At 36.2% G+C, this 26530-nt stretch carries 25 protein-coding genes and 1 pseudogene; 14 read left to right on the top strand and 12 right to left on the bottom strand.

Annotated features, from left to right (window positions below):
- Positions 1–316 (bottom strand): MerR family transcriptional regulator (locus tag FXW34_RS19815; protein ID WP_147535784.1); only part of this gene is annotated, 316 nt, incomplete at its 3' end.
- Between the two features lie 473 nt (positions 317–789).
- Between FXW34_RS19815 and FXW34_RS19810 the strand changes: the two are divergent.
- A pseudogene (locus tag FXW34_RS19810) lies at positions 790–1709 on the top strand (Rpn family recombination-promoting nuclease/putative transposase).
- 279 nt (positions 1710–1988) lie between these two features.
- Here FXW34_RS19810 and FXW34_RS19805 read toward each other — a convergent pair.
- Positions 1989–2366, bottom strand: a complete 378-nt coding sequence (locus tag FXW34_RS19805) for an iron chaperone (RefSeq protein ID WP_147535783.1) — start codon at positions 2364–2366, stop codon at positions 1989–1991.
- A gap of 251 nt (positions 2367–2617) precedes the next feature.
- Here FXW34_RS19805 and FXW34_RS23485 point away from each other — a divergent pair, with 251 nt between their 5' ends.
- The 7 genes from FXW34_RS23485 (at position 2618) to FXW34_RS23745 (ending at position 9729) form a co-directional block, all read left to right on the top strand.
- Positions 2618–3010: a hypothetical protein gene (locus FXW34_RS23485; RefSeq protein WP_246141219.1), complete on the top strand. Its 393-nt coding sequence runs from the start codon at positions 2618–2620 to the stop codon at positions 3008–3010.
- 128 nt (positions 3011–3138) lie between these two features.
- Positions 3139–3396 carry a hypothetical protein gene (locus FXW34_RS23480; RefSeq protein ID WP_246141218.1) on the top strand — a complete coding sequence of 86 codons (258 nt, stop codon included), beginning with the start codon at positions 3139–3141 and terminating at the stop codon, positions 3394–3396.
- Positions 3397–3818: 422 nt separating this feature from the next.
- Positions 3819–4472, top strand: coding sequence for a TetR/AcrR family transcriptional regulator (locus FXW34_RS19795; protein ID WP_147535782.1), 654 nt, complete (start codon positions 3819–3821; stop codon positions 4470–4472).
- A 151-nt stretch (positions 4473–4623) separates the two neighbouring features.
- Positions 4624–5505 (top strand): ABC transporter ATP-binding protein, encoded by an 882-nt coding sequence (locus tag FXW34_RS19790; RefSeq protein WP_147535781.1) that lies wholly within the window; start codon positions 4624–4626, stop codon positions 5503–5505.
- Positions 5506–5528: 23 nt separating this feature from the next.
- Positions 5529–7142, top strand: a complete 1614-nt coding sequence (locus FXW34_RS19785) for an ABC transporter permease (RefSeq protein ID WP_147535780.1) — start codon at positions 5529–5531, stop codon at positions 7140–7142.
- Positions 7143–7789: 647 nt separating this feature from the next.
- The gene (locus tag FXW34_RS19780) at positions 7790–9049 is read left to right on the top strand and encodes an MFS transporter (RefSeq protein ID WP_147535779.1); all 1260 of its coding nucleotides are present in this window, start codon (positions 7790–7792) and stop codon (positions 9047–9049) included.
- Between the two features lie 122 nt (positions 9050–9171).
- On the top strand, positions 9172–9729 hold the full coding sequence (locus FXW34_RS23745; protein WP_187119041.1) for a CueP family metal-binding protein: 558 nt from the start codon (positions 9172–9174) through the stop codon (positions 9727–9729).
- A 110-nt stretch (positions 9730–9839) separates the two neighbouring features.
- Here FXW34_RS23745 and FXW34_RS19765 read toward each other — a convergent pair whose 3' ends face one another.
- Positions 9840–10046 carry a zinc ribbon domain-containing protein gene (locus FXW34_RS19765; protein ID WP_147535776.1) on the bottom strand — a complete coding sequence of 69 codons (207 nt, stop codon included), beginning with the start codon at positions 10044–10046 and terminating at the stop codon, positions 9840–9842.
- A 159-nt stretch (positions 10047–10205) separates the two neighbouring features.
- Between FXW34_RS19765 and FXW34_RS19760 the strand changes: the two genes are divergently transcribed.
- Entirely contained in the window at positions 10206–10433 is a 228-nt protein-coding gene (locus FXW34_RS19760; protein WP_147535775.1) for a YtxH domain-containing protein, read from the top strand.
- Between the two features lie 729 nt (positions 10434–11162).
- On the opposite strand, the gene FXW34_RS19755 is transcribed toward FXW34_RS19760, so the two are convergent.
- Entirely contained in the window at positions 11163–11840 is a 678-nt protein-coding gene (locus FXW34_RS19755) for an LbetaH domain-containing protein (RefSeq protein WP_246141216.1), read from the bottom strand.
- Positions 11841–11994: 154 nt separating this feature from the next.
- Between FXW34_RS19755 and FXW34_RS19750 the strand changes: the two genes are divergently transcribed.
- The gene (locus FXW34_RS19750; protein WP_147535774.1) at positions 11995–12378 is read left to right on the top strand and encodes a cupredoxin domain-containing protein; all 384 of its coding nucleotides are present in this window, start codon (positions 11995–11997) and stop codon (positions 12376–12378) included.
- Between the two features lie 121 nt (positions 12379–12499).
- The gene (locus FXW34_RS19745; protein ID WP_147535773.1) at positions 12500–13060 is read left to right on the top strand and encodes a hypothetical protein; all 561 of its coding nucleotides are present in this window, start codon (positions 12500–12502) and stop codon (positions 13058–13060) included.
- 12 nt (positions 13061–13072) lie between these two features.
- On the opposite strand, the gene FXW34_RS19740 is transcribed toward FXW34_RS19745, so the two are convergent.
- The gene (locus FXW34_RS19740) at positions 13073–14671 is read right to left on the bottom strand and encodes an acetolactate synthase large subunit (protein WP_147535772.1); all 1599 of its coding nucleotides are present in this window, start codon (positions 14669–14671) and stop codon (positions 13073–13075) included.
- A 186-nt stretch (positions 14672–14857) separates the two neighbouring features.
- Positions 14858–16267: a PQQ-dependent sugar dehydrogenase gene (locus tag FXW34_RS19735; protein ID WP_147535771.1), complete on the bottom strand. Its 1410-nt coding sequence runs from the start codon at positions 16265–16267 to the stop codon at positions 14858–14860.
- A 233-nt stretch (positions 16268–16500) separates the two neighbouring features.
- Here FXW34_RS19735 and FXW34_RS19730 point away from each other — a divergent pair, with 233 nt between their 5' ends.
- Positions 16501–17160 carry a YfjL-like protein gene (locus FXW34_RS19730; protein ID WP_147535770.1) on the top strand — a complete coding sequence of 220 codons (660 nt, stop codon included), beginning with the start codon at positions 16501–16503 and terminating at the stop codon, positions 17158–17160.
- Between the two features lie 586 nt (positions 17161–17746).
- On the opposite strand, the gene FXW34_RS19725 is transcribed toward FXW34_RS19730, so the two are convergent.
- The gene (locus FXW34_RS19725) at positions 17747–18610 is read right to left on the bottom strand and encodes a hypothetical protein (protein WP_147535769.1); all 864 of its coding nucleotides are present in this window, start codon (positions 18608–18610) and stop codon (positions 17747–17749) included.
- 271 nt (positions 18611–18881) lie between these two features.
- Positions 18882–20105 (bottom strand): DUF438 domain-containing protein, encoded by a 1224-nt coding sequence (locus FXW34_RS19720; RefSeq protein ID WP_147535768.1) that lies wholly within the window; start codon positions 20103–20105, stop codon positions 18882–18884.
- A 334-nt stretch (positions 20106–20439) separates the two neighbouring features.
- On the opposite strand from FXW34_RS19720, the gene FXW34_RS19715 reads away from it, so the two are divergent.
- Both FXW34_RS19715 and FXW34_RS19710 read left to right on the top strand, forming a co-directional pair.
- Positions 20440–20835 carry a DUF5661 family protein gene (locus tag FXW34_RS19715; RefSeq protein WP_246141214.1) on the top strand — a complete coding sequence of 132 codons (396 nt, stop codon included), beginning with the start codon at positions 20440–20442 and terminating at the stop codon, positions 20833–20835.
- Positions 20836–21167: 332 nt separating this feature from the next.
- Positions 21168–22058, top strand: coding sequence for a Vgb family protein (locus FXW34_RS19710; RefSeq protein WP_147535767.1), 891 nt, complete (start codon positions 21168–21170; stop codon positions 22056–22058).
- Between the two features lie 197 nt (positions 22059–22255).
- Here FXW34_RS19710 and FXW34_RS19705 read toward each other — a convergent pair whose 3' ends face one another.
- From FXW34_RS19705 to FXW34_RS19690, 4 genes are all read right to left on the bottom strand, one after another.
- A complete protein-coding gene (locus FXW34_RS19705; RefSeq protein WP_147535766.1) occupies positions 22256–22486 on the bottom strand; it encodes a hypothetical protein in 231 nt (76 codons plus the stop codon).
- Between the two features lie 203 nt (positions 22487–22689).
- Positions 22690–23790 (bottom strand): GerAB/ArcD/ProY family transporter, encoded by a 1101-nt coding sequence (locus FXW34_RS19700; RefSeq protein ID WP_187119040.1) that lies wholly within the window; start codon positions 23788–23790, stop codon positions 22690–22692.
- An 18-nt stretch (positions 23791–23808) separates the two neighbouring features.
- A complete protein-coding gene (locus tag FXW34_RS19695) occupies positions 23809–24903 on the bottom strand; it encodes a Ger(x)C family spore germination protein (RefSeq protein WP_147535764.1) in 1095 nt (364 codons plus the stop codon).
- A 24-nt stretch (positions 24904–24927) separates the two neighbouring features.
- Entirely contained in the window at positions 24928–26448 is a 1521-nt protein-coding gene (locus FXW34_RS19690) for a spore germination protein (RefSeq protein ID WP_147535763.1), read from the bottom strand.
- Positions 26449–26530: the final 82 nt, after the last annotated feature.

Here is a 26530-nt window from a genome sequence, read left to right as displayed (position 1 = left end):
AATGTTGAATTGTTTTTTCAATAGTCCCAATCATTTTATCAAGCCGCCGCTTTTTTTCTAGAAGCATATTATGTTGCATAATCAGTGCTTCCTGCCGGTCAAATGACGGACTATCGATGATTTCTTTAATTTTTTTCAAAGGGAAGCCGAGTTCTTTAAAAAATAGGATTTGCTGCAAGGTTTCGAGATTCTCGTCAGAATATACTCGATAACCAGCTTCAGTGGTTTCCTCCGGGATTAATAATCCAATTTCATCGTAATGGTGTAGTGTGCGCACACTAATTCCCACTAAATCAGCAACTTCTTTCACTTTCATCGTTTTTCGCTCCCTTCACTAGTTACTATAAAGTATCCCGTAACGTGAGAGTCAATATGAATTCATTAATTTTTGTGGGGAATTTCGCGTGCACGGGATTTGGGTAAAATAGCCGGAGATTTTCCGGTTAAATTCAAAACATTGTTCGTTTCGGGTAAAATAAGCGGAGATTTTCCGGTTAATTAAAGAAAAATCATCCATTTTCATAATTTTCGGATCAATAGGCGGAAAATCTCCTGTTATTTTGGCTATTTTATAAGATTTTCAAAAAATAAGCGGAATTCCTCCGCTTATTTTTTTCTAATTGATTCGATCGAGCATATCAATTTCATTTTGAAGGATTGTTACGATTTTCTGAACAAAAAGGAAATGTCGTAATGAATAGCGAAATATGCGATAAGGGAGAAAATACAATCATCCGAATTTTTATCCCCATGTTCTCTCTCCATAATCCCCGAAAGGAAGATCCTCTCATGACAAAAGAATACCTTGATTTGAAAATGGATTTCATGTTTAAACAGCTTTTGGACAACCAAGCCGAAAACACATTACTATCGCTTTTCTCAATGACATCTTGGGCAGAAAAGGACAAGAGCGAATAACTGATTTGACTTTTGAAAATACGGAGAATGTAAAGGATCGCACTGACGGTAAAACAGTCCGCTTTGATGTTACCGTGTTTACGGCTTTAGGAGAACGAGTCAATGTCGAAATTCAAATTAGAGACCAGCAGGATATGCCGGAACGAACGCTGTATTATTGGTCGCGAATGTTTTCCTCTTCGTTAAGCTCAGGTGAGGCATATAAACTTCTTCCTCCCACCATTTTCATCACCATCGTCAACTATCCACTTTTTCCATCAGAAACCGATCGCTTTCACACAAAATTCCATATTAGAGAAGATGAAGAAGGATTTCTTTGGTCTGACAAACTCGAATTCCATTTGATTGACTTGAGCAGTTTCATGGTACAATGGAAAAAATACCGCCGGAAATTGAAAGAACAAAACGAAAACGAATTGCCGTGGCTGATGATGCTATCAGCTGCAGATGCCAAACGGAAAATGCTTGATGATGAAATATTGGCAGAACTGGAGGAATGGGCGTTGAATATTGAGGAAGTTCGTGAAGCGTTGATAGAATGGGAAAACTTAAGTGCGGACAAGAAAAACCGTGTCGAATACGAAGCAAGGTTGAAAGAACTTCGTGACCAATTAAGCAATCTCCAGGGCTATCATCGAAAGGGGAAGGAAGAGGGAATTCAAGAAGGAAAACTGAAAGAAAAAAAACTAATTACTCTCGAGTTGCTAAAAGAGGGATTATCGGATGAGGTTATTGCTAAAGTTACTAAACTGAACATTAATGAAATTGAGGAATTAAAGAAATCACTTTAATAGACTTGAAAAATAAGCGGAGTTTTTCCGGTTAAATTTAAAATATTGTTCGTTTCGGGTAAAATAAGCGGAAATTTTCCGGTTAATTTAAGAAAATTCATCTAATTTCACGATTTTCGGATCAATAAGCGGAATTTCTCCTGTTATTTTGGCTGTTTTTTAAGATTTTCAAAAAATAAGCGGAATTCCTCCGCTTATTTTTTTCGAAGGTCTTCGAGATGTCATAAACCAGAGTACTTATCTGGTCTTCTACAAACTCTATCAAACAGAAAGCAAGCATCAACAATCCGTATCCTCGCCTCGACGCCACATATCCACGGTTGTATAGATAAATTGCTCCAATCCCGTCTCTTCAATTTTTATTGATTTTTTGACACGAATGCAGCCTTTTCCGTAATTATAGCCAGTTAGTAGGGTTTCAGCATTTTCAATTTTATCAATTGTACCTACATAGAGGCTGACATAGTGTTTTTGTGCGTTTAACGCGAAGACATAATGATCATCTTTACCGTAATTCAACATCTTATAGCGAATCACTTCATCAAACTCGGGTGCATATGCAAATATCATTTGACGAATCGCTAGCAGTTTTTCTTTTCTCCAATCATCTTCAAGCAATTCTAAATATTCCTCAGCGTTTTTAGCATCATATTGCATACGGTAGTCTCACCCCTACATTTCCTAATTTTACTAATATTTTACTGAAAATCTGTGTTCTATGCATCTTAAAGGTTTCGGGACTATCTTTAACACTCTAAAACATATGTAAGCAGCTATAAATAGAAATGGAATCCTCGAGATAGGGTTCTTTTTTTCTCTATTCACAAATATGCCATAAAAGATCTAAAATGCACTGTCCTTTTACTATCCTCGTTTCTATATAAGGGGTGAAAGGGGGGTGCATTTTTATGAATATTAAAATGGTCAATATTGAAGACTTTGCACAGTATTCACAATTTGAGAGTTTGGCGGAGTTTAACAAGCACATCGAAATGTGGATGATGGAAGTGAAGAAGTGCTGTTCAAAATCGGAATATGTAGGGTTAAAGTGTTTGGTTCGATTTTCGGCAAAGGTACCTGGAGTGTGTAATGCAAAAATAGGAACTATGGTAAAAACGATTCATGATGACGCAAATGGACATGGCATTTCGCGTTCAACTTTTAAGCGGATGATAAAAAAGGCAATCGAACTTGGTCTATTAACTGTTCACGAAACAACCAGAAAGAATGGCTCTCAAACCAGCAATCTATACATCTTTAATCGTTGTCCTCATGCTGAACCACCCAAACAGGAATATTGAACCACCCTAAAGAAACTAATAATCTTTTAGAAACAAAAAATTAAGAGATAAAAAAACGTAAAGAAGAACATGTTGAATTAGAATCTACCTTTGTAAGTAATCGGGTTCCAAAGCCATTTGTATACCTTGTGAAGTGCTTTTTTGATCAAGCGAAATTGATTGAAGAATATTGGCATATGACGCAAATTGCTGCTTACCGTGGAAATCGTGAGAATGAGACTGAGCAGGTATTATATTCAGCCATCGATGCCTTTAAACAACTGATTCGCACGATGAAATTATCTAGGAAAATAAAGAACCCAATTGCGTATTACTACGGAATTCTTACTGAGAAATTCGAAGAGCTATATTTTAGTGAAATTTACGAACTTAAAAGAGATCTATAGGATGGGCAATTTTGTTTATGTTAATGGAGGGCCTATGGGCCAGAACTTGAGGAACTTGCTGAAGAAAATAAGCGGAGATTTTCCGTTTAAATTCAAAAAATGGTTAGACTCATTGAAAATAAGCGGAAGTTTTCCGTTTAATGAAAGAAAAACCCTATATTTTTACGATTTTTGATCTAATAAGCGGAATTTCTCCTGTTATTTTTGCCATTTTTGAAGATTTTCAACAAATAAGCGGAATTTCTCCAGCTATTTTTTTAGACCACAGGATGTTGAACCTAATCCCCCACAAATATGAACCGATAAGCTTGATTCTAGATAACATCTTTATTTTCTAATCATAAAAAGTGTAACCCTTTTAATATATGGACATGCATCATATTGACCATTGTGGTCATAAATGCTAAAATAAAAAATGACCAATGTGGTCATTTATCAAAAAGGAGGTTACGACCATTTATACAGCTTTTTACAAATTAAAAGAAGTAAAGCAAGAGCTCATTATTAATTCTGCAATAAAGGAATTTGTTAAAAGCGGATTCGATAAAGCATCCACAAACGAAATTGTAAAGGAGGCTAATATTTCTAAAGGTTCGTTATTTGCTTATTTTCAAAGCAAGAAAGGTCTTTATATTTTTTTAATCGAATACGGTAGTCAAATTATCGGGAGTCTTTATGAACACATTGATCTAAATGAAACGGATCTATTCAAAAGACTTGAGAATATAGGAATACAAAAACTCCATATTCATAAAAGATACCCTCTCGTATTTGATTTCCTGGCTTCTACCGTCCAAGAGGAATCGATTGAAGTAAAAGATATTATTAAAGACAAGGTTGATTCAATCTATGCTGGGGGCAAAGACATCATATATAAAAATATAGATTACACCAAGTTTCGTGAAGGAATCGATATTGAAAAGGCTATTGAAATCCTCAATTGGACAATGTTTGGATTTGGGGAGAAAGCCATCCATCAAATAAACTCCTTTGAAAATATTGGTGAGTTTGGAGATCAGTATCTCAAAGAATGGGAGAGATATTCTGAAATACTAAAATATAGCTTTTACAAATGAAGAAATAATATGAGTTTCCTGGCAGTTAATCCTTATCGAAAGAGTCGAATTATTTGCATAAATAACCAAAGTTAACAATCAATAAAATTTAATTATTTGGAAAATCACGTAAATAAAGATATTAAAAATCAAAAAGAGGAGCGTCTGTGCTATGACAGAAATTGTGAATATCCAAGGTTTACAAAAGAAATTTGGTAAGTTACAGGCTTTACGTAATGTTAACTTCACAGTAAATGCTGGAGAAGTTGTTGGTTTTATTGGCCCAAACGGAGCTGGTAAATCTACAACAATCCGTGTTTTGCTGGGAATTATACAGCGGGATGCCGGTAGTGCGAAAATATTCGGTAAGGACGTTTGGAAAGACAGCCTTGAAATTCATAAACGAATTTCATATGTTCCAGGAGATGTAACTCTTTGGGGGTCATTGACTGGTGGTGAAATCATTGATCTGTTCCTCAAATTGCATGGGGGAGGAGATAAGCAAAAACGAGATTATTTAATTAAACGTTTTGAATTGGATCCTAAGAAGAAAGCTAAAGGGTATTCGAAAGGAAATCGCCAAAAGGTCGGTTTGATCGCAGCATTATCTGTTGATTCGGATTTATATATTTTTGATGAACCTACCTCTGGTCTTGATCCGTTGATGGAAGCAATATTTCAAGAAGAAGTAGAAAAAATCAAAAAAGCAGGTAAATCGATTTTACTGTCTTCTCACATTTTAAGTGAAGTGGAACGGTTAGCAGACAAGGTCGTTATAATTCGCCAAGGTGAGATTGTCGAAACTGGTACACTTGATGAATTACGACACTTAACTCGATCAACAGTAACTATAGCAACTGAAGGCAATGTGGCGGAAATGGCTAATATCAATGGAGTATTTGATTTCAAACAAAAAGATAATCAAGCAACATTCTCCGTTGATAATCAATACTTAAATGATATTTTAGTAAAAGCAAGTAAATTAGGGGTCAAGAAATTCGAATCCGTGCCTCCGACTCTTGAAGATTTATTCATGCGTCATTATGAAGGCTAGCTCAGAAAGGAGGATGAGATACGATGAAGGAAAAATTTGCACGTTGGAATATTCTGTTTCTGCTTTATTTTAGAAGAGATTGGAAGAAAATAATTTTTTGGGTATTAGGGCTTGGATTGTTTTCGGCTGCATATGTTCCAGCTTTTGAAGAAATAGCAAAAGGACAGGGACTATTGGGGATGTTCGAAACCTTGAAAAATCCTGCTATGATCGCTATGGTAGGTCCCACACCAATTGATAATGCTAACGAGTATACATTAGGGGCGATGTATGCTCACGAAATGCTACTTTTCTGTGGTGTGTTTGCGATGGTCGTCACTGCTTTACACGTGGTTAGTCATACTCGTAAAGAAGAGGATCTTGGATTGACTGAACTTGTGCGTTCCTTTCAAATTGGCCGCCAAGCAAATTCACTTGCTGTCATGTTGGAAAGTATTTTCATCAACATCATCTTAGCTCTTTTTATTAGTGGAGTCATGATAAGCTTTGGTGCAGATACGATTTCGGTTGAAGGTTCTATTTTATTCGGGGCAACAATTGGAATGGCTGGTATTCTCGGTGCCGCAATTGCTCTGGTTATGGCGCAAATTATGCCTGTTTCTTCTGGGGCAACAGGGTCTTCTCTTGGAATAATTGGGCTGCTTTATATTATTCGTGCGGGGACAGACGTTTCCAATGTTGATCTATCCATGATGAATCCTTTAGGGTGGACCTATTTAACAAATCCTTTTACAGAAAATAATTGGCTCCCACTTCTGTTCGCCTTGATTTTTAGTGCTGCTATGACACTTATTTCTTTTAAACTTGAAGGGTCTCGGGATATGGGGGCAGGTTATCTTCCTGAAAAAGAAGGTCGAGAAAGTGCAAAGAAATCATTGTTATCTGTCCATGGATTATTTTTCAAAATAAACAAAGGTGTGATGATTAGTTGGTTGATTACCTTTGTGATTATGGGGGCGGCTTATGGATCAATTTATGGAGACATGAAGACGTTCCTTGGCAGTAATGAGATGATGAAGCAAATGTTTTCTCATTCAGGTGTGACTATTGAAGAATCATTCACAGGGACAATCATGATGGTCATGGTCGGTTTGGTTTCGATTTTACCAATTGCAATTGTAAATAGACTGTATGCTGAAGAAAGTCGTTTACACTTAAGTCAGCTTTACGCTACAAAAGTATCCCGTAAACAGTTATATTGGACCAGTATTGGTTTAGCGATTATGTTGGGGCTAGTGGGCATTGTATTAGCCGCCGGAGGTCTGGGTGGAACCGCCATTTCAGCCATGGGTGACCAAACAACTATGGAGATGATGGATTTTCTTGCAGCTGGTTTCAACTTCTTACCATCTGTATTGTTCTTTGTTAGTCTTGCAGCATTAGCCCTCGGCTGGGCACCGAAGCTCGGGAAAGTAGTGTATGTGTATCTTGCGTACTCGTTTCTTCTTAACTACTTTGGCGGCATAGTAGATTTTTCAGAATGGTTTTCGAATACAGCCATTTTAAGCTGGATTCCTCGAATGCCATTGGAAGATTTTGATGCACCAATCTTTATCACAATAACAGTCATTAGCATCGCAATGATGGTAATTGGTTATATCGGTTATCACAGACGAGATATGGTTGAAGGAGCATAGTATCTTGCTTTTCACCTTTCTTTAGTGATCTAAATTATTTAGAATACTAGATACTGTTTTCGAGGTTATTAATTCACTTAAGAAATTCGTAAATCAATTTGTGATTTTATATATTCATCAAAGCGTAACAATATCAAATAATGCACTGTCCTTTACTAATCTCCTTTCTATATAAGGGGTGAAAGGGTGGTGTATTTTTTTTTAGGAAATTAAAAAGGGGAGGATTTGCATAGTATTTACTATTTGAGATTTTGGTGAAGATGGAGGAATTTTATGTAATTCATTATCAGTGAGAATAAGCGGAAATATTCCTGTTATTTTTATAAATTGCTCGATAGCGGGAAAATAAGCGGAAGTTTTCCGGTTATTTAAAGAAAAATCCTTCATTTTCATATTTTTTTGTCCAATAAGCGGATTTTTTCCTGTTATTTTGCTATTTTTGAAGATTTTTAAGAAATAAGCGGAATTTCTCCGGCTATTTTTGCACCGCCAAATGCTGAACTTGTTACCTGTTGTAAACTATCAAAGCCTAGTGTGCCACGTCTGTAACTCTTTTGCAAAAAGAATGGTGTAACATAGGATAATTGTAGGTAGTAAAGTGACTGGTATTACTTCAATGAATCAAACAAACATACAGGAGAATGACATTGGTTAAACATAATAATCGGTATAGATGGATTGTCTTTATTTCTGTGTTGTTTACCTATGTAGTGATGTCTAGTCAAAGGACAGCACCGGGATTGATTACAGAACAAATCATGAAAGACTTCAATGTTACTGCATCTACAATTGGGTTATTGGCTAGCGTCCAATTTTTTGTCTATACGAGTTTGCAAATTCCAATGGGGATTTTAGCAGACCGGTTTGGTCCGAATTTTTTCCTCATTTTCGGGTCAATCCTTACAGGAATAGGCACCATCATTTATAGTTTTGGGGAGCATAGCTTGATATTGTTTTTTGCGAGAATCTTAACGGGTATAGGCGATGCAACAATTTGGGTGAACATGGTGTTGATTTTGAGCCAGTGGTTTACGAAGGAGGAGTTTACAAGGTTAATAGGCGTTACCGCGATGACTGGAAGTGTTGGTTTCCTCGTGGCAACCGTTCCATTTTCTTTGTTGATTGATTTACTTGGTTGGAGGACAGCATTTTTTTCAACTGGTTTGGCGCTGTGTTTATGTGGAGTTTTACTTTATGTTGTCCTGATAATAAAGCCTAAACAATCTTTATTTTTAATAAAAGAAACAAAGAGTGACAGTACATGGAGTTTATTACGGAGAATATTCTCGAGTCGTCAGGCGTGGGCCTTGTTCCTGTGTCACTTTGGGATTGTCGGAACTTATATAGGATTTATCGGATCGTGGGCGGTGCCGTTTGGGATGAATTTGTATGGAATGACTCGCTCTGGGGCTAGTCAGCTTATTTTGATTGGTCTTGTTGGGGCGCTTATTGGCGCACCATTATCTGGGGTGATTTCTAGTCGATTAAAAATGATAAAGCTGCCGTATATTATTGTTCATCTCATTCTAATCTTGTGTTGGGTCACATTTTTAATGTTTAAGGCGAAACCGCCGTTTTTTCTGTTGATTATACTGTTCTTGGTGATTGGCCTCGCCTATGGGGCTAATGCCTTGACCTTTGCTGCAGTTAGGCATTCGTTTCCGGTAAATGAAGCAGGAATTGCCTCGGGATTTGCCAATACAGGTGGATTTTTAAGTGCAGTATTACTTCCAAGTATTTTTGGAGTTGTGTTGGATCAAACTCACGCAAGTTCTATTGGTCCAGAGACTGGATATTTCTATAGTTTTATGATTCCAGTCATTTTTTCATTGGTAGGCCTTATTGGTGTCATGTTGATTCAAGAAAAGAACGAAGGCACGAAACGTTTTGTCAACCGTGGAAAATAGATAGTGGAGGCTGAATACTGCTAACTTGGTGCCTGTCACCGCTCGAATTTTCGACAAAATTCGGGCGGTGACAGGCACCTCGTTATACTGATATAATAGTAGGGTGAAAGGAAGGGGATAATGTGAAGCTAAAACTATTTACTACTACTTTGTTGGTTGCTGTTGCATTAGTTGGCTGCAGCGGTACTAGCAAAGAGGATAATACAGAGATCAGCTCTAGCAGTGAAACTTCCTCTGTGGAAAAGGAAACAATAAACATCAAGGAATTAGTTTATGATTTCAGCATGCGCAACATTACAGACCAGTCTGCAGTTATATTCCCCAATCAACTAATTGTTGAAGCGGACGGAAAAGATGTCGTCTATGACTTGTCTAGAGAGGACTTTTTTGTCTCTTTTGCACCTTATATCAATCAAACTCACCCCTGAACAAACCATAGCTTGACAGGTTGTCAAGGTGAGATGGTGGAAGAAGAGTTTAAGATTGTTATTGAAGACACTGATGGTAATGTGTTGGTAGACGAGACGCGTAAATCCCAACCAAATGGATTTATCGATTATTGGCTGCCTCGAAACAAAACATATCAAGTAAAGATAGAACATGACGGAAAAAAGGTAGACTCACAGATTTCTACTTTTGAGGATGATGGCACCTGCATTACCAACTTGCAATTGATGTAGCAAATTCAAGCAAGTTAAAAATCCGTATATAGCAAAGAACCCCAGTTTATCGCAAACTGGGGTTCTTTGCATGTGTATGAGGATAAATACAGGGACACACATGTTATAAATTAACCACCAAAAAATAGGTCAAGCAGGTTTGAAGCTTTACTTGTTTTCTTGTGGTAAAACTCAGAATATCCACAGTTTTTGCAATACACGACCGTGAAGGTGTTATTCTGGAGATCCAATATTTTCGATAAACCCGTACCTGTCATGGCAACATCTTTTGTATCTGCACTTTTACTTCCACATTTCACACAACCTGATCGACTCATCCTTCATTTCCTCCTTAAAAGGTATTTTCTTTTATGTAATACGGATTACCAAGAAAAATGTTTCTTTTTTTCATAAAATAATACCCTTACTCTTGTAAAATTAGTATATACAAAGAGAACATTAAATCAACTCATAACATGTTTAATGGAGGCGGATGTTTGATGCGACTTAAAATAATAGGAATGATAATCGGTGCGGTTGCTGGTAGTGTTGTTGGTTTGTTATTTGGAATGAATTTGGGTGGTAATTATTTTGAGGACTTTGTATTCAATGGATTACGTGGATACGAGGCGGTTGGACAAATTGGTGCAATTGTGGGTGGACTATTTGGGGGGATGTGTGGATTAGTATTAACGTTAATTATTAATGCGTTTAAGAAACGGTGAATCAATTTGAATTATTAATCGTTTCGACATCAAAGGTTTGATTTTAATTGATTGTTGAAATCTGATAATTTATCTAAAAAACCACGGAAAAGTACTTTCAAAATTCAATGATAAAGGAGATAAATACATATGTTATTGCACGTAATCCGTCTAGCTGTATTTTTTGTTGTATTGGAAAGACAGGTAACTTATTTTTTTAAAAATAACTAAAAAAATTGGATTTTGAACCAGTTTGGAAGCAATTTGATGAAATACCTAAAGGAATTTGATAGATTTATTGAATTTGGAGCTATTTTTGTGTGTATTATTAAAAATAGGTATTTTTAAATTGAAATATTTGCACAGAAAAATGGTGATATGCACGCAAAATTGCGAATATGATACAATTCAAAAATTATATGCACGACTTTTGAGATATATGATACAACTTTTCAAATATATGCACAACTTTCGAACACTTCAAAATTTATATGCTCACAAAATCGCAGATATGAACGTTTAAATGTGAATATGCACGAAAAAATCGATATATACACACATGTTTTCAAACTCATTGCGTAAAAAATAATGATGAAAATAATATATTCAATCAAGGTGTATACTCTTTAAAGTCATTTGAAAAAAATCTTCATATTTGTTTGAAACATGAAGGATTTCAAACGAAAGGGTGAGCGGGACATATCACTCTTTTAGAAAAATCAATTGGGAGTTCCCCGCTCTCCGCTAAAATTAGTCACAGGCAAATCCACAAGAGCAGCGATTTGCTCCAAATAACAGATGGTAAGAGGCAGGAAATTCCTGATTTACACGTTGAACCTCTTTGGCAAATTCTTTACTGTCATTTGGTACTTTTGAAAGGGCATCAGCTTTTTCCTGTGAATCTATATGTGCTCCAGGTGGAACGAATCGATTCGAGGCAATCTTTACCCCGTTTGTTACTACAGCATTATTGGATATAAACCCACCATCTGCAACAATTGCGTTATAAACAATCGCCTTAAATCCTACAAACACTTTATTTCCGAGATAACTTGGACCATGTACAAGTGCCCCATGAGCAAGGGTTACTTCATTCCCTATAAATATTGAATATGTTTTCGTTCCAACTGAAATTCTTTTATTTAATAATCCGTGAAAAATTACTCCATCTTGGATATTTGCATTAGTTCCAATATAAAAAGGAGTACCTTCATCAGCACGGATGCTTACATTTGGCGCGACATAAACATTGTTTCTAATCGTAACATCACCGATGACACTGGAAAACTGGCTGATAAATGCTGTTGAATCTATTTTTGGAAAGCGTTGAATCGGATTAAATGAAGTAATCGGATTTGGACCAATAAATGGTTGGAAACATTTAGGAAGATAAGTCTGAGAGGGAGTTGATATTTTTTTCTCCTCCAACTTAACACCTCCTTCATATATCATTTTTTTCAATATATTATGCTTTTACCTTGCAGGAGGCGTGGATTTGATTTGCCTGAAGACAGTGTTTATTTTATATTGATAATTTTATTGGAATTTGAAAAAAATAGGGTGGAGGAAGGAGGGATTGTAAATGTCAGTGAAAAAGTGGGCATCAGTTGTTTTGCTTGCAATGATTGTGGCTGTAACGACGCTAGGCTCATTCAGCGTATTTGCTGAATCTACGGTTGCAAATAAGCCTTCGGAGACAGTGAAAGCGATTGAAGTCGAATTAAATGATGATTACTTTAGTCCGAAGGTCATCACAATTCCGATGGGGAAAACCACAACATTGTTATTGAAAAATAAAGGAAAGAAGGAGCACACCTTTACCGTGGAAAAGCTCGGAATTGACGCTGAGGTTCAGGCAGGTAAAGAAAAAACGATCACGATTACACCAAACCAGACCGGTACATATGAATTGATATGTCGGTACCATTTCCAAGCAGGAATGGTTGGTAAAGTCATAGTCAAATAACAAGCAGGGCCGATAAGGCCTTGCTTGTTTCATTTTTGAATAATTCACTTTTTCCACTTCTAATTATTGGGAATGTAATGGATTGGAACGTAGTACATTACATTAATAGGGAGGTGGTTAGGTGTATTTTTTAAAACCAATTTCTGATGAAATTCATTCAACCCGAATGATCTTTAATAAACATAAAAGAACGATGAAGCTTATGCTGGTATCTATATTTGCCTGTATAGCTGCAATTTTACAGGCAGCTGGCGGATTTTTACCAGGAATAGGATATTTTATCAGTCCGCTTGCTACTGCACCTATTCTATTGTGTACTATGTTATCTATACCATTTGGACTAATGTCCTATTTTCTAACCATTATGGTGTTATTCATCCTACAGCCAACTGAATTATTTGTGTTTCCTTTTACGACTGGACTGTTAGGACTTGGTATAGGGTTAGCTTTTTCGTTTTTTAGAAAAAGAATAAGCATAATTACTACTGGCACAATTCTATTGTTGTTAGGGATTGTGAGTCTTCTATATATTTTTCAATTTCCCATTTTAGGTCCAGTCGTCAATGATTCTTTTTCATTGCTAACCATAGGAGGCATCCTATTATTTGCATTCCTATATAGCTGGTTATGGGTGGAACTTGCGATCATTATTTTTAAAAAGTTAAAGATGATCTTGGTTTAATGATTTTCAAAATTACTGATTTTGGAAGATGACCTCGATTAAGACGATTTTATCTTGGGTTTGTAAGGAATCCTGTAGAGCTGTCTGGAATTCTGCAAAGCTCTTTGCCTGCATTCCCTTAATTCCGAATCCTTGGGCTAATTTTAGAAAATTGGGGTTATCAAAAGTTACACCGTAGCTTTCTCCAAATAGCCTATCCATTTGCTGCACTTCCAGCTTTAACATTGAATCATTTATTAGAATGATGATGAACGTGAGGCCTAACCTGTTAGCGGTCTCTATTTCAGAAAAATTCATTAATGCTCCACCATCACCAGTAATACATATGACAGGGTCATCTGGACAAGCTAGTTTGGCACCGATAGAACCAGGAATCGCTATCCCCATAGAAGCCAAGCCGTTCGAAATAATTAATCGATTTGGCATTTTTGGTTGATATGTACGGGCGATGGAAACCTTATGTGCGCCTACATCTGAAATGATGATGCTATTTTCTGGTGTGTCGTTTTCGATCATGTGAAGCAAATTTTCAATGGTAAAGGGTTGGTCAGTCGGTGTTGGTTGGTTCCGATTTATGTGATAAGCAGAAAATATCTTTTCTTTCATATTTCCGAAGGGTTCCCAGGATTTGCTTGGTAATTTGGACTCGTTAAGCAATCGAAGTGTAGTCTTTATGTTCCCAATCAGTTCTAGCTCAACGGGATAAAACTCATTTGTTTCAGCTGGTAATGCGTCTATATGCAAAACGGGGATTTTCTTTTTATTCCAATCGCTCGGCAGTTTTTCAACAAGGTCAAAACCTATAGAAATTAATAGATCAGCCTGGTCAATTCCGGCTAAAACTTCATCATTTTCATTAAAGCCAAATGTAAAATAATTATTAGGATGTTCTTTATCTACTACACCTTTAGCCATAAAGCTGTGGGTGACAGGGGCTTGAAGGGTATTAATAAAGGACTGAAGCTCTGCGATGGCGTTTTGTCTAACGGCTCCATTTCCTACTAGGATAAATGGTTTTGTACAGTTATGAATTAGGGTTGTTGCAGCAATTATTGCCTCCATAACAGGAACACTTTCTGGTATAGACAGAACTTTCAATGGCTTATTAGAAATCATTTGTGATAAAAAATTCTCGGGTAATGAAATGGCTACTGCTCCTGGTTTTTCCATCATGGCCAATCTGAACCCGTTTCGAATCACGGCAGGTACAGTCTGTGAATCTTTTATCTGTGTACACCATTTGGTAACAGGGTCAAATAATTTAACAATGTCGATATATTGGTGAGATTCTGGATGATTTCGCGCCACATCTGCTTGTCCAATAAGTGCCACGACAGGTGAATGATCAAGTTGGGCACTGGCAATTCCCGTTAGGAGGTTTGTAGCCCCAGGTCCTAAGGTGGATAAACAGACAGCCACTTTCTTTGACAGCCTTCCATATACATCAGCCATAAAGGCTGCACCTTGTTCATGCCTTACATTGATAAAGGCAATTTTGGGGGATTTTGATAAGGAATCAGCGAGGTCTAGAGTCTCTGTGCCAACGATTCCAAATACGTATTCTACACCTTCATTTTCCAAGCAATTTACTATAACGTCCGATACCTTCATAATGTGCCTCCTTATGAGACTTATTTTAATAACATCATGACTGAATATTGCAGGGAGCAGCAGTTTTATCATGATTAGTTTGAGTGAATAGTTGGTAAATATTCTATGGGCAAAAATAAAAACCAAGGTGGCGGCAAATTGAATGCACCCTTGGTTTATCATTTTTGATTCAAATAAATCACTGTCTCAACTTGGAACGATTTCAAAAACTGCACCTTGGTTAAAATCGGTCACTTTCATCGAGCCGTAAACACCTAAGTATAACCTTGTTTGATCTAAATTTGTCCCCAAACTAACATAATAAGCAGATTGTGTCCCAAAAGGATTATCAGTTTCAATCACGCTAAAATCATTTTGTCTACCGTCTGATCTCAGCCTAGTATAAGCTAACACTCCTTTTTTGGATCCGTTTCTTCGGGCAAAATCGGTAAAGACAACGCTTCCGGTTAAAGCAGGGATTCCACTACCCAAATAGGCTTGAACTCCAGTAATGGCAGTTCCTTCAAACTTATCAGGGCGGGGGTCTTGGTGAAAATAACTAGTTAATGGCTGAAGGCGACTACTTGAAAGGATGACTGCCTCATTGTAATAAGCCATGGTTTTCTGATTTGAGGTCGAATTTTCAGTGCAACTCCTAATAATTGTAGTAGGAAGATCACCTTCCCATCCTCGCCAGCCAAAATTTATCAATCCTTCTTGAATTGGTTTGGCGTTATTAGAAGAAGCTTGAACAAGCTGTGTGACTGGTACTGGTTTATAATGTACGAATGAAAATATCGACTCAACTAAATCCTGTCCGACATTTCCTACATATTTGATATATTGATTATTAAACTTTTGGTATGTGATGCCAGGTATGTTGCGAACGCCTTTGGCCATTATCGTAAGCATTTCCTGAATAGGTTCGGGAAGTTCATTAAATCGGGTGACGATGGGGGGAGTATTGATAGATGTATTTTTACGTACATCGATTTCGATGATTTTTCCAGCAAATTCAAGATTGTCCTGACTTAAGTTAAATGGATCATAGCCAGAACCCCCATCACCAGTTGTTAAAATCAGTTTGCCTGTTTCAGGTGAAAAGTTTAAGCTATTGACACCATTATGATTCATAAAAGGTCTTCTTAAGTTAAGCAATGTCCGTCGTTTTTGAGGACTGAGGTTTGATGGTAGTATCCATTCTTCAACTGTATCAATGTGATCATATTGTGTTTCTCGATTTCTCCACTTAAGATTAAGGGTCTTGGGGTTACATGGATCAGGATTAAAGCCATTAGGAAGAGCTCCAGGACCCTGTGTTCCAGCTACTGAGTAATGAAGATAAAACAAGCCGTTATAATAAAATTCGGGATGAAACGCCAGCCCTAACAATCCACGCTCATCATACCCGCCACCAGAACTACCTAATTTTATGATTTGTGGGCGAATATCTAAAAACGTCCTTATGCTCGAGTTTCGTATGTAAAAGATTTCTCCTACCTGTGTTGCAATAAATAAGCTTTCACTGGAATCACCCGGAAGGAATGTCGTTTTTATAACAGTCGGTAAATTCACTTTGATTACAATAGGCCGTAAATGTACCTTTACTTTTTTCACCCGATTTAGCACTCCTTTATATTGTTTTTAATAAAATATGATTTGATTTGTCTGTTAGACCAATAAGGCAGGTTTTGACGTAAAGGTGGTATGATATTAAAAATTGTGTATTTTCATAATTGTAAAAATGGTGTAAAATTAAACTATATAGCTGTAAACCTTTTTTGTGAGTACTATTGAAGAGGAGCATTTAAGGATGTAATTATATGTAATAAAATGTGGGAGTGAGCATGATGAAATTGAAAAAATTAATAGTACTCATCTTGACAATCCTAATCTTGGCTGTAGTAGTATTTTTTCTCAATACGTTCTTTGGAAACCCAATAAGTAAAGCAAAAGCGAAAAAAGAAGTATTGGCTTTTTATGAGGAAAAGTATAACAAGGAATTCGAAGTTTACTCAGCACGATATAATTTCTTAATTCCGGATTACAATATCACGATGGGGCCAATTGATGATAAAAATGCAGTTTTTGAGACCTCTAGATACGAATTGACGATGTATGATTCTTATGGTGCGTATTTGGCTACGGACGAATTACAAACAAGGATAAGTAAGGTACTAGAGAAGCAATATCCAAATTTGAAGTTTAAGTTGTTGGTACAAGAAGAGCATCATATAGAAGTAGCTGGTATTGAATTTGACTTTTTTTCTAAGAATAAAGAGACTAGATTGGAAACAAATTATTTCTTAGTGGAGTTAACTTTGGACGACGCAGGGCTGAGCGATGAAGAACCGATTAAGGTCATGGATGAAATGGCTAAATTAATTAATACCGAACTAAACGGGACACCAAAACAGCTCTCGCTTGATATATATGTGGGAGATAATAAAGATGATGTGAATAGTATTCATAGGTCTTATATCAATGGGAGAGCATTGGTGAAATACTGATTATGGATGTTTTCCTTTTTATAAAGCAGTATAGGTGTACTTTCACTACCCGAATCTTATCCAAACTCTTTCGACAAAATTCGGGTGGTGACAGGCACTTTTTTGTTTTAGGTTAATAGTTTAAAGCAGAAACTATTATAAGAATCAAACACATTACCGCTATGTATTTTAGTGATCGAAAAAAAGCTTCAATATAACCTAATTTTTCAACTATGATGTAAAATGCTCCATTCCCCGAGCTTAACGCAAGAAATAAACCAATTAATAATCCGAAACTGACTTTATTTCCGTTTATTATAGTTATCAAAAAACCTGCTAAAAAAGATGGAAGTAAGAATTTCCATCTCATTATTAAATAATTCACCATAAAAAATTCCCCCAAAACAAATGCTATTTCTTTCGTTTTGCTCCAAATCTGGTTGTAGCTCTGTATCCAAAGATAGCTGAACCTATCATTATTACAATTGCTTAGAAAGTCATTAAAAGTCCTAATAAAGGAAATTGATAGAAAATATTTCATTTTTCAGTTTATAACGAGGCTTTTCGTCAATTATTAATCAAAGTTAAAACAGGGAGATCCTAGAGTTCAATTTGCAAAGAATACTGAGTTAAACTGATCAGCGTCTATAATATCATTATCCACTTTATTCTGGCAAAATTGGATCTCATCTTCACTTAATGGGTCGACGGTTAATGGAACTCCTGCTTCTGATAAGCGTTGGTTTATTTTATTAGAAGTTTCAAGTTCAGATTCATGAAGATATAGTCGACGGAATTCTTTTATTCTCCCATCAGATAAAACAAAGGTATAGGTCCAATTGAAGCTGTTGTTTTTTGAGTAACCTGCTTTGGATACCTCTCCATCTAGTTGGGCACTTTCCACTTCAGACCACGGAACGATTTCTTCTTTAAAAAAGCCAGAAAAAGCTAGACCTTCCTTTCGAATCGCACTGTATTCATTATATGTAACTAGTGTGATTGTGAGGCAGATGAGCGTAGAGATGGTAAACATTCTCCTGGGAAATTTCTCGGTATTTGACCATCCACTAACGAAAACGGGTAGGGAATATATGACTGCAAATATCCCTGCCGGAATCACTATTAATGCTGACCATTCAGAGTCAGAAATCAAGAAGAGATCACTCGGACTCGTGACCCGTTTTTCCTTATTCACTATTAAATAATCTGCAGCATTAATCACCATTGGTATGACAAATGTAAAATATGTGTAAAGTCGAAGTTTTGGCCAAATCGTTAGCTTTAAGTTTTTAAATCCTTCGAGGATCAAATCACCCAATAATAATGGTAAAATTCCGGTTGTAATATAAATTAAACCATATTGAATAATGGTTTCCCTTTCTGCAAAAAATAATGAGAAAAAACCAAACGCTATTGAAAAAATAATAAGGGCAATGCCGACAACTTTCCTAATAATTTTTACAAATGACAAATCTATTACCTCGCTTAATATGAAAATTCAAAACCTTTAAAATTATAACAGAAATACTATTTAAATGGGGTAATAATTCAAAGTAAATAGAAGGAGGATGCAATATTAATAATAAATGGAAAAATTATGGGGAACTTTAGTTATACTAATGAAAACAATGATTTAGGAGATGAAATAAGGATAGGAAAAGGTAGTTTCGGTGCACTGTCACCGCCCCAAATTTCACCGAAACACTTTCGACAAAATTCGGGCGGTGACAGGCACCCTTTTTTTACGTTAGGATGCGTTTTTCGCCTTGGATTTCTTGGATTGGGTTAATGTTTTGGGTGAATTCTAGGGTTCCGATGTATTGGTCTTGTTCATCTCGAACGGCGAAGTAGCGGATGTACACATAATTATCTTTAAACTTAATCCAAAAGTCCTCGGAATCCTTTCTACCAGCTTTGAAATCAGCCAAAAGCTCTTCCACTGTATGAACGCTTCGTGGTGGATGACAGTTTTGAACCGTTCTACCGATGACTGCCTTTGTACGAGCAAAGATTCGTTCTTTTCCATGTGAAAAATAGCGGACGACATCATTGTGATCGATGAAAGTGATGTCTACTGGCAAGTGGTTTAACAATAACTCAAGTTGTTTTAAAGAGAGAATGCCTGTCTCCATTCGAATGAATCCTTCTGACATCGCGTTAATTTGCATCTCTTTTCGTTCCGGTTTCCAAACCCCCGCAGGACCTGTTAAGCAATAGCCGATTTCATCGCTTTCATGTGCAATCTTGATCCATTCATCCTCGGTGAGCGTTTTCAACGAAACTGGGAATAGGACATTTTCTTCGCGAGCAATCATATCCAGAGTTTCTCGGATAATAAAACTAATCGTCTGAATAATGGATGCCTTATCACCGTTATAGTGTGTTAATTTACGCTTAGAATCCTTAATCGCATCGCGAATAAAGTCATTATATCGCCACATTACCTGAGTTGGACTATAAATACCGTATTTTTCTAAATAAGGAAAGAGCAAATTTTCTTTCCGGCTGTAATGCTTATCGACATCCAACATCAGATTTAAATCATTAATTAATTTAAAGATGATTTCAGGAGATTCTTCTTTTATAAATGCCTCAAAGTTTGGCTGAAGCCTTGTATTTAGTAGTTTTAGAATTTTCCTATTTTCCAAAATAAAAGTGTGAACAGGGTGACCTGGCTGTTCTTCAGGTTTCTTAGCTTGACCGGAAACTTCTTTTTGTTTTAATGCAGAAGCGTGGATAGAACATAAGAAGTGAATATCGTCGATAGGAACACCAACCTGCTTCAGTTTTTGTTCTAATTGAGATAATTCTGTAGCAGTAATACTTCCTGCAATCTCCATGAATTGATCCTTCGCGTCTGCGACGGGTTTTCCGTTTTGGATCTCTTTGATGATAGTTACTAGAAGATTTTGGTGTGTCGATGCATTTAACAAGACTTGTTCACGGTTATTAATCATTTCACTCATAAGGATGCTCCTTAATCTGTATTTATTGATTAAATAAGTAATGTAATTTTTCATATAAAAGTAAGCACTGCTTAATAAATGATTATGGTTCTCACTGATAATGTATCACGAGAAATATGAGTCGTTTGTGATGCTCATCACGTGTAATAAACTAGAGGGAATGACGTAAAAAACGGATCCAGTTTTAGCGAACTGGATAGGAACGGACAGTACTTTGTACAATCAAAGGTCTCTTAAGTTGCATAATCTAAGTGTAAAACTTTTATCAGACATGCTCGTATATAAGCATTCAACATATAGTGATGCTAACTATCGTTTTTAGGAGAGGTGTATATTGTACGACTACAATCCGTATTTAAGCCACTACACTAATTATTATTACTACGGTTCACAGTGTCATTATCCATCCAACGGACATCAAAGCTGGTATAGAAACAATTTTAGTACAATGAGGGAAAAATCATTTTCAAAACAGGAATCTGCAGCCATTGCTTTGCTATTAGGGATTGATTTTAATAAAAGTAAGTTTGATTTAAATGAGTTTTGGATGGGAGTAAATGTTGAGCTGGAACATGGGAAAATATCCAGTCAAACGAATGTTACTGATGATAACCCCCTTGTTACTGGGAAAATAGCGCTAGCTCACCTTAATGAATTTCCAGATTACTACAGAAGACTAAAGGTACTTGAGGAATCAGCAAAAGCTTATTGGGAAAAAAGAACAACTTAATTGACAAAATTGGGAAGAAAAATTATTGTGGAATTAAGTAATGAACGGAAGGGTGAAAAAAGAACATGATCCTATAATCCATACATTAAGAATGAATCGATAACTAAACATAGTCATACAGGCTTTGAATATTTCTTAGTGATTTGAAAGCCTATTTGTAATGTTTATGATTGATTTTTCTGAGACTGGATTATTGGATAATGTATCTTACGTAGACTATTGGACTGAATAAAAGTCTTTTATTAGTCTTATTTTGGATTGCATTGCCTCCAATCTCGGAAAATGAGATTAGGAGGTTTTTTTGTTTGATAAAACTTGCTGGAGGAATTTTTATGAAATACGAGATGCATGAAATAAGTGTAACGAGTTCAGATTCCGGACCTTATGGCATAGCAGTATCACCAGATGGAACGATATGGTTTACTCAACATAAAGCAAACAAGATTAGCTGTATTGGACAAGAAGGTGCTATCAATGAATACACTGTCCCTACTCCAAATGCTAGAGTGATGTGCTTGATAGTTTCTTCAAACGGAGATGTTTGGTTTACTGAGAATGGAGCAAACAAAATTGGAAAGCTGTCAAAGGGAGGAGATTTCACAGAAATATCCTTGCCACATCCAGATTCAGCTCCATATGGCATCACGGAAGGACTAAACGGAGAAATATGGTTTACTGAATTAAATGGTAATAGAATTGGTAAATTAACTGCTAGTGGAGAAATTCGTGAATATGAATTACCAAATAAAGATTCTTATCCTTCATTTATTACTTTGGGCTCAGATGATGCAGTTTGGTTCACCGAAAATCAACATAATGCCATCGGGAGAATAACTGCGAGCGGTGATATTACTGAGTTTCTGATTCCAACACCTGCTTCAGGACCAGTTGGAATTACGAAAGGCAATGATGGCGCACTATGGTTTGTAGAAATCATCGGGAATAAGGTTGGACGGATTACTACTGCTGGAGAAATAACGGAGTATGAAATTCCTACCATAGATGCACGTCCCCATGCAATTGTATCTGGAAATGGTGCTGAATTATGGTTTACCGAATGGTGCGCAAATAAAATTGGGCGAATTAAAAGTGAGGGTACAATTGAAGAATATCCTATACAAACGGCAAAAGCAGAGCCGCATGGTATTGTGTATGGTAAAGATAGAGCTGTTTGGTTCGCATTGGAAGCATGTAACACGATAGGGAAGCTGAGTTTGCTTTGAAGGTAACTTGGTTAAAAATGGTCACATAGTCAAGTGCTATGTGATCGTTTTTTATGCTCAAGTGTTAACGCCGTCCAATTTTTCTCACAAAATGGATTAGTTTAAGTATAGAAGGGGAAATCCAATGTTTTATGTATTTTTAGGAATAATGGGAACGGAATGAATTCCTTTGTTCCCACTATGTTGTTTTTCCTATATTAAATGTGCTGATCATACCAGACGATTAGCTCATCAATTTCGGTATTCATTTTAGCTTCATTAAGTAGTCTTTGTCCTCTTTCTGGCAATGGAGAAAAGTCCAAATCCAACCCTATATCCTCACAATTGCCTTTTTGAATAATGTAACTGATAAGCTGGTATACCAGATGGCTGTCTTGTTCTCTTATTTGTTCTACTAGATAATGAATGTCCTCTTTTGGAATAATCATTGAATCACCTCCTTATAAAAATAGTTAAATATATTATATCTGATTTTTATGAAAGCGGATACATTTTATTTTAGAATTTTCAAAAAATTCTGATTAAATCACATTCGATCGAATACCAAGTAATAAATAATAAGTTAAAAAACAATATTAAAAAAATGAGGGTACCAAAATATCGGGGGACACCCTCGGCGCTTAGACAATAATCATGACGCATTACTTTTGAATTTATTTCTGACAATAGCAATCAAAAATAGGATTGGTACGTAGCAAAAAAGAAAGATTAATCCGAAATATAAGACCAATTTTTCCATAAAGCTGGCATATGTTATATCCAAAAATTGAATATTCACAATGAAAAAAATAACAAGTAATCCCAACATTATATAGGTTGATTTTAGCTTTGGAATGGTCCATTTAATGCACCTAATGGCCGACCATAGATAAATACAAATGACAGGCATCACCACTAATAACCATGTAAAAATAAAAATAAATTCAAATCGCTCCAAAAACGGGAGCTGGATCATTTTTATCATCGTCAAAGTTGGCCATTCCAAACGTTCTAATTTTCCTCGCGAAAAGAACATAAATGAAAACATAGCAAGAAACGTATATAAAATGGTTGTAGACAATAAACCCAAATGCCCCCATTTTTTTGCCTTTTTCTTATCTTTAATAAACGAAAAATAAACAAGGACCGTCTCAAAACCAAGGTACATTGGTGCAACTACATGAGTCGTTTTGAAATAGTCCTGTAATCGACCTTGAACTAACGGGGAAATATAGGATACCTCAATATAATTTAATAAATATAGGAATGAAAGCACCAAGAAACTAGGGATAACAACACCCCAGAAAGCAATCCCAGTTACAACTCTAAATCCTCCAGCAACAATATAAAAAACAAGAACAGACAGAAGCAAGGCGTATTCCCAATTAGCTATCCCATCAAACACCCAAATCTGAAGGATTTCGATATAGGTGTATAAAGTGAAAAGGCTAGCAATAGAGAAATAACTTGCCAAAATCATATTTATGATACCTCCAAAGAACTTCCCAAAAACGTCCTGGTGGAAGGTAAGGATATCCCCCGTTCTGGACTGTTTTAAGACATATAACATCATAAAGAGGATTACATGCAATATTAAACCAAAAGCCATAAGGGATAACCATGCATTATGACCTGCCACCTTAATAAGATCTGATTGAAATTTCAATACACTTACCCCTGTTTGTGGTGCATGAATTAGAAAAAACAGCAAGTAGGGGGACACCTGTTTATTTTCCTTCACCTTCGAGTTCATCATCTTCATCCTCTGATGCTAGCTGTCAAGGCCAGTATGTATAATTTGAAAATCAACCTTCACTTTGATTGGTAAATTTGGATACTGTTTATAAAATGAATCTTCGTTCCATGTTCGATCCTGTGATCGCACAATATTTCCAATTCCTATAGGGTCCACCTCATTTTTCTTAAAGGTTTCCATTAAATCTGCAAGTTTCTCTTCTAATTTTTCATTAATTATTTTCTTCATATTCCGTACATCTTCAGGATTTCCAACATTAAATCGTTTTGGATACTGAACAAGCGTCCATTCTAGTTTTAGGTTAAGAAGTAATTCTTGCATGTTTTGGTCCCATTTCCAGTCGGGCATACTTCGAAAAGCACGAACCGTTAAAAATTCTTTTGCTTCTTTATCATCAAAATCGATTTTAAACGTTCCTTGATTTCGAAAATCTTGAAGAATTGAAAACAAAAACGTTTGTTCTGGATTTAAATGGAGTTTAAGTTTGTCATCCTTAAAAACACCTATACCATCAATTGTAACTTTATATTTTTCATTGATGGTTAGCATAGGAACATATGCATCCATGCCTTCCCCATAAAAGTTATTTAAAAAGCGATGGAGGGTCATTTTAGGTAAATTCTGTCCAATCATATTATGTTCTAACCTTTCAGCTAGGGTAAGTGATTTTTCCTGTTTAAATATTTTCATTGTCTCTCTAGCTGAGCGAGTAGAGACAGCGATTTGAATATGTGTCCCTAGTTGAGGAGTAACGATAAAGCGATCTACCATTTTTTGAATACCTTGTTTAGCTAACTCATTTCCAAATATGATTACCCTGATTTTTGCTATCTCTACTGGAGTACTCGTTTGTGCGGCCATTTTCGGTAAGATTAGAGCTGTTGTTTCTGCCTTTTCTTGCAAATAATTTATTTGTGAGCTATCCTTGCTCTTAGTGTATTCAGGTGTTAACGCAGTTCCTATTATTTGGCCATCTTCAGCTTGATCAAACCCGAATACATGGATAATGCTAATTTTGTCAATGATCCTTGTTCTTGAACAACCAAAAAGGACGACTATACAAATTATGAATAAATATAAAACCTTGGATAGTTTTCTCCATTTTCTCATTTTTTTCAGCCCTTATTGTAAGAGTCATTCAGCGTTAAGGCCATCATCAGGGTCATTTTTGGCTTTAGGTGTAAATCGTTTTAAGCTTAAAGGTCTTAAATACCAAGGCCGATTATCGTTTTTTATATAATTGGACCTAATAAACGAATCAGCCACTCCTCCTTTGCGGTAAGGATAAAGCGGGAGTAAATATGGGACCCCTAATGATTTGAGTCGAGCTAAATGGGCGATTAAAAAGATTAATCCTACATAAATACCTAAGCCACCCCAGATGCTGGCAAGTAAAATGAAAGGATATCGTAATAATCGTACGGCGTTGGACATTTTATAAATTGGTGTTGTATAGGATGATAACGCTGCAAGTGCTACAAAAATTAATAAAATATTACTTGTAAGTGCAGCTTCAACTGTTGCTTGCCCAATTACAATTCCTCCAACAATCCCTAAGGTTTGTCCAATTTTTGTTGGTAATCTGGCTCCAGCTTCTCTCAATAGGTCAATCGTAATTTCTAAGAATAAAACTTCTAAAACAGGCGGGAAGGGAACGTTCGCTCGTGAAAAGATGATTGGACCTAACAAATCCTTCGGAACCACTTCATAATGAAAGGTTAGAATCGCAACATAAAAGGATGTAGCAAAAATTGAAAACAACATCCCAAATATGCGAATCAATTTAAAAAATGACGCAATAAACGTTGGAAGGTAAAAATCCTCAGGGTTTGAAAAAAAGTCCATCAATGTTGCTGGGCCAATAAACGCATAGGATGACTTATCACTAATAAGAACAACTTGGCCGAGTACAAGTGCGCCTATAGCTCTGTCCACACGCTCTGTTGTGATATACAATGGAAAAGGTGTGGAGCTATTGTCAGATATCATTTGTTCTAGTTGTGTAGTGTCAAAAAAGGCATCGACGTCAAGGTCCGTTAGTCGCTGTTTCAATGTGTTTACGTACCCTGGATAGGTAACACCATCCAAATATGCCAATACAACCTTTGTTCCTGTCCTTGTTCCAATAATCATCTCTTCAAAAATGAGATCAGAACTACTAAGATGGTCCCTTATTAAATGAAGATTGGTGGCGAGATCTTCAATAAAACCTACCTTTGGTCCTATTACACTGAATTCATTCTGTGTATCATTTGTTTCCCGTTGTCCCAATCTAGGATTACTAATGTCAACGAGAGCATATTCCCCCAATTGTTCTTTGAAGTATATGATTATATTTCCAACATGAAGGGCTTTTTCAACCTCATTCGAACCATGAATGATTCTGATGCCATCCAGCGGTACAATATTTTTCAAATCAGATAGCTCTTTTATTTTCAAAGCATGTTCCTTTAGGCAAGGTAAAACCGATTTTTGAAGGACGATTGGATCTATCAGTGTTTTATAATAACTAATTTGTAAGGTACAAGCTGGTCCTAATGGGGATAAGGTGATAAAGTCAACCGATTTACTAGACTTTTTAAAAATTTCATCGATTGTTTTTTCTTCGGTTTCATAGCTTTTTTTAGGGTGTTGAACTTTTTTCCTTCTGAACATTTTACCACCTAACCCTACAAGTAAATTCCTATGGTAGGGTTAGTATGAATCAACAGTATTGGAAATATGTAGGTAAAGATGA

Origin of the sequence: Bacillus marasmi, from assembly GCF_902168435.1 — a bacterium.
In the GTDB taxonomy this organism is placed as follows: domain Bacteria; phylum Bacillota; class Bacilli; order Bacillales; family Cytobacillaceae; genus Bacillus_BU; species Bacillus_BU marasmi.
This window is presented reverse-complemented; position numbering and strand designations above follow the sequence as displayed.